General features: G+C 68.3%; 12 protein-coding genes. 5 read left to right on the top strand and 7 right to left on the bottom strand.

What is annotated here, in order from left to right; translation table 11 throughout:
• The first annotated feature begins 117 nt into the window (after window positions 1–117).
• From rpsT to EPO51_RS08290, 4 genes are all read left to right on the top strand, one after another.
• A complete protein-coding gene (rpsT, locus tag EPO51_RS08305; RefSeq protein ID WP_293348606.1) occupies window positions 118–387 on the top strand; it encodes a 30S ribosomal protein S20 in 270 nt (89 codons plus the stop codon).
• A 432-nt stretch (window positions 388–819) separates the two neighbouring features.
• Window positions 820–2,319 (top strand): chromosomal replication initiator protein DnaA, encoded by a 1,500-nt coding sequence (gene dnaA, locus EPO51_RS08300; RefSeq protein WP_293348603.1) that lies wholly within the window; start codon window positions 820–822, stop codon window positions 2,317–2,319.
• Between the two features lie 130 nt (window positions 2,320–2,449).
• A complete protein-coding gene (locus EPO51_RS08295; RefSeq protein WP_293348600.1) occupies window positions 2,450–2,806 on the top strand; it encodes a DUF6481 family protein in 357 nt (118 codons plus the stop codon).
• A gap of 156 nt (window positions 2,807–2,962) precedes the next feature.
• Window positions 2,963–3,778: an SDR family NAD(P)-dependent oxidoreductase gene (locus EPO51_RS08290; RefSeq protein WP_293348597.1), complete on the top strand. Its 816-nt coding sequence runs from the start codon at window positions 2,963–2,965 to the stop codon at window positions 3,776–3,778.
• Between the two features lie 60 nt (window positions 3,779–3,838).
• Here the strand turns inward: EPO51_RS08290 and pnp are convergent, their stop codons facing one another.
• From pnp to EPO51_RS08260, 6 genes are all read right to left on the bottom strand, one after another.
• A complete protein-coding gene (gene pnp, locus EPO51_RS08285) occupies window positions 3,839–5,977 on the bottom strand; it encodes a polyribonucleotide nucleotidyltransferase (protein ID WP_293348594.1) in 2,139 nt (712 codons plus the stop codon).
• Between the two features lie 232 nt (window positions 5,978–6,209).
• Window positions 6,210–6,479, bottom strand: a complete 270-nt coding sequence (gene rpsO, locus EPO51_RS08280) for a 30S ribosomal protein S15 (RefSeq protein ID WP_293348591.1) — start codon at window positions 6,477–6,479, stop codon at window positions 6,210–6,212.
• A gap of 14 nt (window positions 6,480–6,493) precedes the next feature.
• Window positions 6,494–7,423, bottom strand: a complete 930-nt coding sequence (truB, locus tag EPO51_RS08275; RefSeq protein WP_293348588.1) for a tRNA pseudouridine(55) synthase TruB — start codon at window positions 7,421–7,423, stop codon at window positions 6,494–6,496.
• On the bottom strand, window positions 7,423–7,860 hold the full coding sequence (gene rbfA / locus EPO51_RS08270) for a 30S ribosome-binding factor RbfA (RefSeq protein ID WP_465246598.1): 438 nt from the start codon (window positions 7,858–7,860) through the stop codon (window positions 7,423–7,425). The genes truB and rbfA overlap by 1 nt, the downstream gene beginning before the upstream one ends.
• Before the next feature lie 96 nt (window positions 7,861–7,956).
• On the bottom strand, window positions 7,957–8,751 hold the full coding sequence (locus EPO51_RS08265; protein ID WP_293348582.1) for a dienelactone hydrolase family protein: 795 nt from the start codon (window positions 8,749–8,751) through the stop codon (window positions 7,957–7,959).
• Between the two features lie 37 nt (window positions 8,752–8,788).
• Window positions 8,789–9,292, bottom strand: a complete 504-nt coding sequence (locus EPO51_RS08260; protein WP_293348579.1) for a DUF2939 domain-containing protein — start codon at window positions 9,290–9,292, stop codon at window positions 8,789–8,791.
• A 64-nt stretch (window positions 9,293–9,356) separates the two neighbouring features.
• Here EPO51_RS08260 and EPO51_RS08255 point away from each other — a divergent pair, with 64 nt between their 5' ends.
• Window positions 9,357–9,881, top strand: coding sequence for a GNAT family N-acetyltransferase (locus EPO51_RS08255; protein ID WP_293348576.1), 525 nt, complete (start codon window positions 9,357–9,359; stop codon window positions 9,879–9,881).
• Window positions 9,882–9,944: 63 nt separating this feature from the next.
• Here the strand turns inward: EPO51_RS08255 and infB are convergent.
• Window positions 9,945–12,251, bottom strand: a 2,307-nt coding sequence (infB, locus tag EPO51_RS08250) for a translation initiation factor IF-2 (protein ID WP_293348573.1), incomplete at its 5' end; no start/stop codon positions are given.

The following is a 12,251-nucleotide window of genomic DNA, read 5'->3' as shown; positions in this document are numbered from 1 at the left end:
GGGGGAGAGGAGATCAGAAGCGGCATTGACCCGCCCGGCCTGTTTCAGTATATCCGCGCCTCCAATTTCGCCCGCCGGCCAACCGGCGGGTGTTACCCGTTTCGAGAGCAGTTCCGAATGGCCAACACGCCCGGCTCCAAGAAGGCGGTCCGCAAGATCGCCCGCCGCACCGAAGTCAACACCGCCCGTCGTTCGCGCGTGCGCACCTTCCTGCGCAAGTTCGAAGAGGCCGTGACCTCGGGCGACGCCGGCGCCGCGAAGGACGCCTTCGTGAAGGCCCAGTCCGAACTGATGCGCGCGGTCACCAAGGGTGTCGTGCATAAGAACACCGGCTCGCGGAAGGTCTCGCGCCTGGCCGCCCAGCTCAAGAAGATGTCGGCGGCCTAAGGCCCCGGCCCTCGGCCCGGAAGGGCCGACGGCAAGCTTGAGCGTAGGGGGACATGTTCCCCCTCTTCGCCTCTAGGAATTCTGATCGGCGGCGCCCTTCGGGGCGCTGTTTTTTTGTGCTCAAGATTCGGCTTTGCGTTGCGTCCCTGCGACCGATTTGCTCAGCCTCCGCACGCGGTTTTTGGGCTTTCCCTTGGACCGAAAAGGGTCCCCGGCGAGTCAACCGAAATAAGTCTCGACGGAAAAAAGAATCACCGTTGACCCCCTAGGTCGCCCCATTAGTGTCGGGGGTCTTACAGGCGTCCTTGACTTGATCCCGGCCAAAACCGGGACAGCGGCGAACCTCACGTGTTCGGCGAATAAGGATCTGTTTGCGTTGAATAATATGAGTCGCCAGGGGGTTCGGGGTCCTGGCTTTTCTGCGGCTGATCGATGGGGTTACCAGGAATGACGAGCGGGGGGGCTGCGGGAGCTATGGCAAGCACGCCGGCAATGGCCGTGTGGAGCAAAACGTGCCTGGTTCTCAAGCGCGAGCTGGGCGATGCGACGTTCGGTTCCTGGCTGGGTCAGGCGGCGTTGCGCGAGTCCGGTGACGAGGTTTGCGTGGTCGCTGCGACCGGCGTCGCGCGTGACTGGATCCGCCATAACGCCTGGCGCCGAATTGGCGAGCTTTGGGCGCAGAACGACCCCATGGGCCGCCGTCTGGACCTGAAGTCCCGCATGGAGGTCGAGGCCGCTTCGATGGGCGCCCGCGCTCCGATCGCCGCCAACGCCCCGGTCGCCCCGACCCCGATGGCCGGCGCCTCGTCCGGAGCCGCCACGGCCGCCGCCCGCGTCCCGCAGGTGTTCGAGGTCGAGGCCGACGTGGCGCCCGTCGCCGCCCGCCAGGGCCGCCTCCAGGGCCTTCAGGAACGCTATTCGTTCGACACCTTCGTTTCCGGCCCGGCCAACGAGTTCGCCTTCGCCGTGGCCCGCCGCGTAGCCTCCTGGGCCGATGGCCATTTCAACCCCGTCGTCTTCCACGGCCCCTACGGCTTCGGGAAGACCCACCTGCTGAATGCGCTCGCCTGGGAAGCCCTGCGCACCGGCGGCGGAAAGCGAGTGGTCTACCTCTCCGCCGAGCGGTTCACCTCGACCTTCGTCAAGGCGCTGCAGGACAAGCAGACCGCCGCCTTCAAGGATGAGCTGCGCAACGCCGACCTGCTGCTGATCGACGACGTCCACTTTGTGGCCGGCAAGACCCAGACCCAGGAAGAGCTGTTCCACACCCTGATCGCCCTGGTCGAGGACGGCCGGCGCGTCGTGCTGACCGCCGACCGCTCGCCCAACGAACTCTCCGAGATGGAGCCGCGCCTGCGTTCGCACCTGCAGGCGGGCCTGGTCTGCGGCATCGAGCCGGCCGACCGCACGCTTCGCCTGGGCATCCTGGAGCGCAAGTTGCACACGCTGGCCCAGCAAGGCGGCTTCCACCCCGCCGCCCGCGGCGAGGTGCTGCAGTTCCTGGCCGACCGCTTCACCGACAGCGTCCGGGAGCTGGAGGGCGCCCTGAACACCCTGGTGGCCCGTGTGGGCGGCGACATCGCCCGACTGACCCTGGACGAGGCCCAGGCCATCCTGCGGCCCCACCTGTCGGTCAACGAGCGTAAGGTGACGGTGGACATGATCCAGAAGACCGTGGCCGAGCACTATGCGCTGAAGCAGGCCGACCTGATCTCGGAACGCCGCGCCCGCGCCGTCGCCCGTCCGCGCCAGGTGGCCATGTGGCTGGCCAAGCAGATCACCACCCGCTCGCTGCCGGACATCGGCCGCCGCTTCGGCGGGCGCGACCACACGACCGTCCTGCATGCCGTGCGCCGCATCGAGTCGCTGAAGGCCGAGGACCCGGTGATCGCCCGCGACGTCGACGTGCTGCTCCGCAAGCTGCGGGGCTAGAGTTCAAGGGGAGCGCTGACGGAGGGCCCGCTGCAAGGTGGGCCCTTTGTCGTCGGACGGCGCGGAAACGCGAGAAAGAGCGTAGACTGTGCGGACCCGCGCAACCGCGGCTTCATCCGAAAAGCTTCCCATGAGAGATCTGAAGGGCTCCGGCCTGACCGACCGGCTATCCGCCGCGGCGGAGGCCAAGGCCGCCCTGCTGGCCAAGCTGAAGCCGAAACCCACCGTGACCGACCCGTTGTTCGCCGAGCGGGCCGCCATGAAGGCGGCGGAGCTTGACGATGTGCGTGCGGCCCGCGCCGTGGAAAAGGCCGACGCCAAGCAGGCCGCCGCCGACAAGATCGCCGCCGCCGAGGCGGTCATCGCCGCGGACGAGCAGGCCCAGCTCGACGACAAGCGAGGCGCCCGCAAGGAGCGCAAGCAGCTCAGCAAGGCCGAGGCCAAAGCCAAGCGCGACGCCCGCTACGCCGCCCGCAAGGCCCGCTGAGGCTCGCCTGGTCCAGCTTTCCTGGGCCCGCCTCCTGATTATATGATAGCTATCATATGAAAGTATGACCCCCTCCGCCTTGTGGTCCGAGGGGGTCGCTTTCCATCTTGACGCCAGCGGCCGGCGATCCCGCCCGACCGGTCAGGAGATGCGAGTATGAACGACAGGACTTCCCAGGGCGCGGCCCTGATCACCGGCGCGTCGAGCGGCATCGGCGCGGTATACGCCGACCGGCTGGCCCGACGTGGCTACGATCTAGTCCTCGCGGCCCGCGACGAGGGCCGACTGCAGGCGCTGGCGACGAAGCTGCGCGCCGAGACCGGCGTGAAGGTGGAGGTGGCGAGGGCCGACCTCACCGTACGAGACGACGTGCGCCGCCTGGAAGCGCGCCTGCGCGACGACACCGACCTGACCCTCCTGATCAACAACGCCGGCGCGGCGCTGTTCGAGCCCTTCGCGGTCGCCGAGGCCGATAGCCTGGAAAACCTGATCCAGCTCAATGTCACCGCCGTCACCCGGCTCGCCAATGCCGCCGCCGCGGGCTTCGTGCAGCGCGGCCGGGGCAAGATCGTCAACATCGGCTCGATCGTCGGCCTGATGCCGCAGTTCAAGAGCACCGTGTACGGCGCGACCAAGGCCTATGTGCTCTACCTTTCGGAATCGCTGGCCGACGAGCTGGCGGGATCCGGCGTGACGGTGCAGGCCGTGCTGCCGGGCGCCACGCGCACCGAGATCTGGGACCGTTCGGGCCGCGGCATCGAGAACGTTCCGTCCGAGATCCTGATGCACGTGGACGAACTGGTGGACGCGGCCCTGGCCGGCCTGGACCAGGGCGAGCTGGTGACCATCCCGTCGCTGCCCGACGCGGCCGACTGGGGCGCGGTCGACGCCGCCCGGGCCAAGCTGCAGCCCAACCTGTCCAGGCCTCACCCGGCGGCCCGCTATGGCGTGAAGGTCCCCGAGCCCGCCTGACAAAGAAAAGGGCGCCGCATCGCTGCGGCCGCCCCGATCCCTCGACGGTGTCCGTGACGCCTAGGCGTCCTCGGATTCGGTCTGCTTGGCCGACAGGTCCTCGCCGGTCTCCTGGTCGACGACCTTCATGGAGAGGCGGGTCTTGCCGCGGTCGTCGAAGCCCAGGAGCTTCACCTTGACCGTCTGGCCTTCGCTCAGCACGTCCGAGACCTTGTTCACGCGCTCGTTGGCGATCTGGCTCACGTGGACCAGGCCGTCCTTGGCGCCGAAGAAGTTCACGAAGGCGCCGAAGTCGACGACCTTCACCACCTTGCCGGTGTAGATCGCGCCGACTTCCGCTTCCTGGGTGATCGACTTGATCCAGGTCTTGGCGGCGTCGATCTTGGCCTGGTCGGCGGCCGCGATCTTGATCGTGCCGTCTTCGCCGATGTCGATCTTGGCGCCGGTTTCGGCGGTGATCTCGCGGATCACCTTGCCGCCCGTGCCGATCACTTCGCGGATCTTCTCGACCGGGATCTTGATGGTTTCGATCTTCGGCGCGAACTCGCCCAGCTCGGCGCGGGGCGCCTCCATGGCCTTGTTCATCTCGCCGAGGATGTGATCGCGGCCGCCCTTCGCCTGGGCGAGGGCCTGCTTCATGATCTCCTCGGTGATCCCGGCGATCTTGATGTCCATCTGCAGCGACGTGATGCCGTCGGCGGTGCCGGCGACCTTGAAGTCCATGTCGCCGAGGTGGTCTTCGTCACCCAGGATGTCGGAGAGAACGGCGAAGCCGTCCTTTTCCAGGATCAGACCCATGGCGATGCCGGAGACCGGCTTCTTCAGGGGCACGCCCGCGTCCATCAGGGCCAGCGAGGAGCCGCAGACCGAGGCCATCGACGAGGAGCCGTTGGACTCGAAGATCTCGGACACCAGGCGGATGGTGTAGGGGAACTCTTCGTAAGGCGGCAGCATCGGACGGATCGCCCGCCACGCCAGCTTGCCGTGGCCGACTTCGCGGCGGCCCGGCGCGCCCATGCGGCCCGTTTCCCCGACCGAGAAGGGGGGGAAGTTGTAGTGCAGCATGAACTTCTCATAGTACTTGCCCTCGAGGGCATCGATGAGCTGTTCGTCGTCGCCGGTGCCCAGGGTCGCAACAACCAGGGCCTGGGTCTCGCCGCGGGTGAACAGGGCCGAGCCGTGGGCGCGGGGCAGGACGCCCACTTCGCCGACGATCTGGCGGACCTGGTCGACCTTGCGGCCGTCGATGCGGATGCCAGTGTCCAGGATCGAGCGGCGGACGACGTCGGCCTCCAGTTCCTTGAACACGCCGCCCAGCTTGTCGGCGGCGATGCCGGCCGGGTTGGTGTCCGACTTGGCGAACTTCGCCACGGCCTTTTCCTTCGCCGCGCTCAGGGCGGCGTGCCGCTCCGTCTTCCCGGTGATCTTGTAGGCGGCGGCCAGGTCCTTGCCGATGGCCTTCTTCACTTCGGCCTTGATGGCGTCGGTGTCGTCCGGCTGGAAGTCGAAGGGTTCCTTGGCGGAGTGCTCGGCCAGCTCGATGATCGCGTCGATCACGGCCTGCATGCCCTTGTGGGCGAAGGTCACGCCGCCCAGGACTTCCGTCTCCGACAGCTCCTGGATTTCGGACTCCACCATCATCACGGCGTCCTGGGTGCCGGCGACCACCAGGTCCATCCGGCTTTCCTTCATCTCGTCGAGCGTCGGGTTCAGGACGTACTCGCCGTCGATGAAGCCCACGCGCGCCGCGCCGATCGGGCCCATGAAGGGGGCGCCGGAGATCACCAGGGCGGCCGAGGCGGCGACCATGGCGACGATGTCGGGATCGTTCTCGAGGTCATGCGCCAGCACCGTGGTGACGACCTGGACCTCGTTCTTGAAGCCCTTCACGAACAGCGGGCGGATCGGACGGTCGATCAGGCGCGAGGTGAGGGTTTCCTTCTGCGAGGGCGCACCCTCGCGGCGGGGGAAGCTGCCGGGGATCTTGCCCGCGGCGTAGAACTTCTCCTGGTAGTTCACGGTCAGGGGGAAGAAGTCCTGGCCGGGTTTCGCGCTCTTCGCGAACACCGCGGTGGCCAGCACCATCGTCTCGCCATAGGTGGCAAGCACCGCGCCGTCGGCCTGACGGGCCATGCGGCCGGTTTCGAGCGTGAGCGTCTTGCCGCCCCACTCGATGGTCTTGCGTTTGATATCGAACATTTCTGCTTCTTTCTGGTCCCGCGGGCGTATTCCCGGCGGGGGCGGACAGGGGATCGGTCTCTTCCGAAATCCTCTCCAATGAACAGGCGGTGAGGACCCCATGGGCCCTCGGCGTGTGTGGAGCTCACTTGCCCCGGTCGCCGCATGGATCCCCCGGCCTGATACGGAGGAGCGGCCTCAAAAGTAAAACGGACCCGGTCCCCTCGCGGGAAACGGGTCCGTGTTGGAAACCCTAGCGGCGCAGGCCGAGCTTCTCGATGAGCGCCTGATAGCGAGCCGCGTCGGACTTCTTCAGGTGGTCGAGGAGCGAACGACGGGCGGAGACCAGCTTCAGCAGGCCCCGGCGCGAGTGGTTGTCCTTCTTGTGCGTCTTGAAGTGGTCGGTGAGGTTCGAGATCCGTTCGGACATGATCGCCACCTGGACTTCAGCGCTGCCCGTATCCGCGTCGCCGCGGGCATGGGACTTGATGACTTCGGCTTTACGTTCGGCCGTGATCGACATCGGGTTTCTCCGCTCTAGAGATTGAAGACGCGCGAGGGTTCGAGCCGTCCCGCACGCATCTCGCAGAGCGCCACCATCGATCCGCCCGCCATGGCTGAAACGGTTCTTGAGCCCGGCTTGAGCCTGGCTTTGACCGCTTCCACCTGTCGGGGAACGAGAACGACCGATCGTCCCTGCTTTAATCGGAAGGCGTCTTCGTCGGTCACGGCCAGCACCGGGATGTCGTCCAGTGCGGTCTCGACCGGAAGCAATGCCTCCGACAGTCGGGCCTCATAGCTCAAATCTTCAAGCAATTCCAGTGCGACCGCAGATTGTTCGGTGAACTGGCCGACCCGCGTGCGGCGAAGCGCGCTTACGTGGCCGCACGCGCCCAGCGCCTCGGCGATGTCGCGGACGATCGCGCGGACATAGGTGCCCTTGCCGCACTCGATCTCCAGGGTCAGGTGGTCGGCGTCCGGCGCCTCGACCACGCGGGCGTCGAAGACCGTCACCTTGCGCGACGCCAGCTCCACCGTCTCGCCGGCGCGGGCCAGGTCGTAGGCGCGCTCACCGTCGACCTTGATGGCTGAATAGGCCGGCGGCACCTGGTCGATCTCGCCGACGAAGCGCGGCAGAACGGCCTCGACCTCCGCGATGCTCGGGCGCACGTCGGACTCGGCGATGGTTTCGCCCTCTCGGTCATAGGTCGCGGTCGTGCGGCCCCAGGCGATAGTGAAGCGATAGGCCTTGTCGGCGTCCACCAGGAACGGAACGGTCTTGGTGGCCTCGCCGAGCGCGATGGGCAGGATGCCGGTGGCCAGCGGATCCAGGGTGCCGGCGTGCCCGGCCTTCTGGGCGTCGAACAGCCTGCGGATGCGGCCGACCGCGTGGGTCGAGGTGAGGTCGTAGGGCTTGTCGAGATTGATCCAGCCCGAGATCGCCTGGCCCTTCTTGCGGCGGGCCATCAGTCCTCGTCCTTCCAGCTCGCGCTGGGTTCGTCGGGCGTCAGGTCCTGGCGCACGCGCGGGTCGTCGAACAGCCGCGCCATCCGCTCCGCCTCGGTGAAGCTCTCGTCGTGGCGGAAGTGCAGGTCGGGCGTGAAGCGCATGTCGATCGAACGGCCCAGGTGGCCGCGGACGAATTTCGAGTGCTTGTTCAGCGCCTTCACCACCTCGTCGGCGTTCTGGCCGCCCAGCGGCTCGACGAAGACCGTCGCGTGGCGCAGGTCGGGGTTCACCCGCACCTCGGTGACGGTCACCGAGACGCCGGCCAGGACCGGATCGTTGATCTCCTCCTCGCGGAAGATGTCGACCAGGGCGTGGCGCACCAGTTCGCCGGCGCGCAGCTGGCGTTGCGTCGGGCCGGCGGGCACGCGGGGCTTTGCGGGTTTGCGGGGGGGCATATGGATCTGACCTCGGTCACCTGACGGACGGATCGGACGCCCGTGCAGGAAAGCGGCGGCTTCTAGTCGCCCGAGGAGGCGGTGTCCAGTGCGGCGCTAGACCGCCCCCGTCCGCTCCCTGAAGAACTGGATCACCCGCTGTTCGGCGGCCTTGGTCGGCCCCTCTTCCTTCATGTGCAGGGTCAGGACCGAGTGGGGCGGGATGAACGACGGCTGGGCATCCTCGTCCTTCAGCTCGATCTGTTCGAAGCGGTCGCCGAACTCACGGCGGTAGGTCTCGAAGCGGGCGTCGGGGACCAGCTTGTCGCTGGCGAACCGCAGGCCCACGACCGAGAGGTCCTGGTCCTCCAGCCGGCCCTTCACGCAGGCGATCTCCCGGGGCGACATCCCGATCTCCGCCGCCCGCTTCAGGTTGCCCCGCGCCAGCGGCAGGGACGGCTGCGACAGCGCCGGGGCCACCACCGAAGGATCGGTCATCATCGCCAGGGCGAAGCCGCCGGTGAAGCACATGCCCACCGCGCCCACGCCCCTGCCGCCGCATTCGCCGTGGGCCTGCCGGGCCAGCGCGCGCAGCCAGTCGACCACCGGGCTCGAACGGTCGCCGCGCCAGACATGGAACTCGCGCCGGACGCACAGCACGCTCAGGGCGGTAGCCAGAGCGTAGCCCCGGCCGACCGGCCTGCCCGGCGTGCCGAACAGGCTGGGGCAGAAGACCGTCATCCCGGCCTCCGCCACGCGGTCGGCGAATCGGATCACCAGCGGATGCAGCCCCGGCATCTCGTGCATGATCACCACGGCGGGGCCGGCGCCGCGCCGGTAGACCGGATAGGTCCGGCCGTCGTGCGTGAAGTCGAACTTGTCGTAGGCCGCCAGTGCGGTCTCGTAGCCCATGCCTGTCCCCTGATCGTGCCGGGGCAGCTTAGGCCGATCAGCCCTTCAGGCGCAGCATCTTAAGGTCGCCCTCGAAGCCCGAGAGCTTCCAGCGGCCATCCGGGGCCTCGGCGAAGATCAGCAGGCAGGGGCCGTCCTTCTTGGTGACGGCGCAGACCCGGCCGTCCGGCATCTGGCGCAGCATGGTCGAGATGCCGATCGGGCCGGGGATCTTCATGTCCTGGCGGTAGCCGTAGTACTCGGCCACCGAGCGGAACACCTGCGGTTGGACCAGGGTCTCGCCGGCCAGTTCGGCCAGGCCGGGCGCGAGGATGGCCGCCAGGCCCGCGGGCACGCGGCTGTCCTTGCTGGCCTCGGCCACCAGCCGCCCCTGGATCTCGCGCTTCAGGGCCCGGCGGTCGACCAGGCTGTCGAACGTGGCCTCATCCCCGTCGCGGATCGAGATCAGCAGCGCGTGGACGTCGCTCGCCGCCTCCAGCTTCTGGACCGTGGCGCAGGCGGAAAGGGTCAGGGCCAGCAGGGCGATCACAATCGCGCGCATTTCATCCTCCGAAGCGCAAGCTGCGCTACAACACACCCCATCCCATGGCGAGGCAGAACCGCAGATGAACGGATCGGTGGCGGGATTGGATCGGCCGGTCCTCGAAACGGCGCGCCTTATATTCCGCCCCTTCACCGCCGGCGACTTCGACCTGCTGGCCGAACTCCATCGCGATCCCGAGGTCGGTCGTTACATGGGGGGTCTCTGGCCGGACGCCAGGATCGCCGAGAGCCTGGCGCGGTTCGTGACGGAGCATGCCGAGCGGGGCCATTCGAAATGGGTGGCGTTCACCCGCGAGGGTGAATTTGTTGGAAGAGCCGGGGCCAGCCTGTGGCCGGCGACGGGCGAGCTGGAGCTGGGCTACGCCTTCGGGCCGCGGTTCTGGGGCCAGGGCCTGGCGACGGAGGCCGCCCGCGCCGTGGCCGACTGGACCTTCGCCAACACCGACGTCGGCCACCTCATCGCGTTCACCCACCTGCAGAACTACGGCTCGCAGCGGGTGCTGGAGCGGATCGGCATGATGCGCGAGGCGGACCGCGACATGGGCTTCGGTGAGCTCAGCGCGTTCTTCCGGATGGCAAGGCCGTGACGAAAAAGCCTCCCCCGTTTCCGAGGGAGGCTTTCGCGTTTTCGATGGGTCAGGAAGCGACCGCTAGAGCGTCCGCTTCACCTCCTCGAGGTTGAAGCATTCGATGACGTCGCCGGCCTTGATGTCCTGGAAGCCCTGGAACGCCATGCCGCATTCCTGGCCGACGGGGACTTCGTTGACCTCGTCCTTGAAGCGCTTGAGCGTCTGCAGGGTGCCGAGTTCGAGGACGACGATGTCCTGGCGGATGATCCGAACGCGGGCGCCCTTGCGGACCACGCCTTCCGTGACCTTACAGCCCGCCACCCGGCCGACCTTCGAGATGTCGAAGGCCTGCAGGACTTCGGCGTTGCCCAGGAAGGTTTCCCGCTGGATCGGCGCCAGCATGCCCGAGAGCACGCCTTTGATGTCGTCGATCAGGTCGTAGATGATCGAATAGTAGCGGATCTCCACGCCCTCGCGCTCGGCCAGCGCCTGCGCCTGTTTCGAGGCACGCACGTTGAAGCCGAGGATCGGCGAGTTGGCGCCCTTGGCCAGCATCACGTCGCTCTCGCTGATCGCGCCGGCGCCCGACAGGATGATCCGCGCGCGGACCTCCTCGTGCGCCAGCTTGTCCAGCGAACCGACGATGGCTTCGGCGGAGCCCTGCACGTCGGCCTTGATGATGACCGGCAGCTCCGAGACCTTCTTGTCGGCGAGCTTGGCCATCATGTCGGCCAGGCTGGCGCCCTGGATCGGGGAGCCGGCCTTCTCGCGCTTCATCCGCACGCGGTAGTCGGTCAGTTCGCGGGCGCGGGCGTCGTTCTCCACGACGGCGAAGGGCTCGCCCGGCGCGGGCGTGCCGTCCAGGCCCAGGATCTCCACCGGCACCGAGGGGCCGGCTTCGTCCAGTTGCTCGCCGCGCTCGTTGAGCAGGGCGCGGACCCGGCCGAACGTGTCGCCGGCCACGACGATGTCGCCGCGCTTCAGCGTCCCGCGCTTGACCAGCACGGTGGAGACGGCGCCGCGTCCGCGGTCCAGCTTGGCCTCGATCACCACGCCGTCGGCAGTGCGGTCCGGATTGGCCTTCAGGTCGAGGACCTCGGCCTGCAGCAGGACGGCCTCGATCAGGTCGTCCAGGCCCATCTTTTCCTTCGCCGACACCTCGATCGCCTGGGTGTCGCCACCGAGGCTCTCGACTACGATCTCGTGCTGAAGCAGCTCGTTGATCACGCGCGTCGGATCGGCGCCCGGCTTGTCGATCTTGTTGATCGCCACGATGATCGGCGCGCCGGCGGCCTTGGCGTGATTGATCGCCTCGATCGTCTGCGGCATCACGCCGTCGTCGGCCGCCACCACCAGGATGACGATGTCGGTCGCATTGGCGCCGCGCATCCGCATGGCGGAGAAGGCGGCGTGGCCGGGGGTGTCGAGGAAGGTGACCTTCTCGCCGCTCTCCAGCCGCACCTGATAGGCGCCGATATGCTGGGTGATGCCGCCATGTTCGCCCGACACGACGTCGGTGGAACGCAGGGCGTCCAGCAGCGAGGTCTTGCCGTGGTCGACGTGGCCCATGATGGTCACGACCGGCGGGCGCGGCAGCAGATGATCGTCCACGTCCTCCGCGCCGATGAAGCCTTCTTCGACGTCGGCTTCCGAGACGCGCTTCACGGTGTGGCCGAATTCGGTGGCCACCAGCTCGGCGGTGTCGTTGTCGATGACGTCGTTGATCTTCAGCATCACGCCCTGACGCATCAGGAACTTGATGATCTCGACGCCGCGCGTGGCCATCCGGTTGGCGAGCTCGCCCACGGTGATCACATCGGGGATGACGACCTCGCGGGCCACGCGGGCCTGCTCCTGGACGCCGCCCTTGCGCTTTTCACGCTCGCGCTCGCGGGCCCGGCGAACGGAGGCGAGCGAACGCATCCGCTCGGCGCCCTCGGCGTCGCCGGCGACGGTCTGGATGGTCAGGCGGCCTTCGCGGCGCATCGGCGCGCCCTTGGCGCGGCTGATGGCCTTGCCGGGGCCGGCGTCGCGGCGGCGGTCGTCCTCGTCGGGACGGCGGTCCATGACGGCGCCGCCGGGACGCGGCGCCTGGCGCGCGGCGCGCTGGACTTCGGGCGTGGCCGGCGGAGCCGCCGGACCGGCTCCCGGACGACCGGGGCCACGGGGGCCGCCGGGGCCGGGCCGCGCGCCTGGCGCGGGGCGCGGGGCCAGGGCCGAATAGCGGACGGTGCCGGCCTCAGGACGGGGCGCGCCACCCTGCGGCGGACGGTCGTCGCGGCGCTGAGGCGGAGGACCACGGTCGTCCCGCGGCGGGCGCGGGCCGTCGGCGCGCGGCGTGCGCTGGCCGAAGTTGGCGTTCTCGAAGCGGCCGGTGGACCGTTCGGG

Source organism: Phenylobacterium sp., from assembly GCF_004297125.1.
GTDB lineage: Bacteria > Pseudomonadota > Alphaproteobacteria > Caulobacterales > Caulobacteraceae > Phenylobacterium.
Note: the sequence above shows the minus strand (reverse complement) of the source record. Positions and strands in the feature narration are given on the sequence as shown.

Bases quoted from the DNA above. Each gene is read 5' to 3' on its own strand.
- rpsT (WP_293348606.1), top strand. From the start codon at position 118: ATGGCCAACACGCCCGGCTCCAAGAAGGCGGTCCGCAAGATCGCCCGC.
- dnaA (WP_293348603.1), top strand. From the start codon at position 820: ATGGGGTTACCAGGAATGACGAGCGGGGGGGCTGCGGGAGCTATGGCA.
- EPO51_RS08295 (WP_293348600.1), top strand. From the start codon at position 2,450: ATGAGAGATCTGAAGGGCTCCGGCCTGACCGACCGGCTATCCGCCGCG.
- EPO51_RS08290 (WP_293348597.1), top strand. From the start codon at position 2,963: ATGAACGACAGGACTTCCCAGGGCGCGGCCCTGATCACCGGCGCGTCG.
- pnp (WP_293348594.1), bottom strand. From the start codon at position 5,977: ATGTTCGATATCAAACGCAAGACCATCGAGTGGGGCGGCAAGACGCTC.
- rpsO (WP_293348591.1), bottom strand. From the start codon at position 6,479: ATGTCGATCACGGCCGAACGTAAAGCCGAAGTCATCAAGTCCCATGCC.
- truB (WP_293348588.1), bottom strand. From the start codon at position 7,423: ATGGCCCGCCGCAAGAAGGGCCAGGCGATCTCGGGCTGGATCAATCTC.
- rbfA (WP_465246598.1), bottom strand. From the start codon at position 7,860: ATGCCCCCCCGCAAACCCGCAAAGCCCCGCGTGCCCGCCGGCCCGACG.
- EPO51_RS08265 (WP_293348582.1), bottom strand. From the start codon at position 8,751: ATGGGCTACGAGACCGCACTGGCGGCCTACGACAAGTTCGACTTCACG.
- EPO51_RS08260 (WP_293348579.1), bottom strand. From the start codon at position 9,292: ATGCGCGCGATTGTGATCGCCCTGCTGGCCCTGACCCTTTCCGCCTGC.
- EPO51_RS08255 (WP_293348576.1), top strand. From the start codon at position 9,357: ATGAACGGATCGGTGGCGGGATTGGATCGGCCGGTCCTCGAAACGGCG.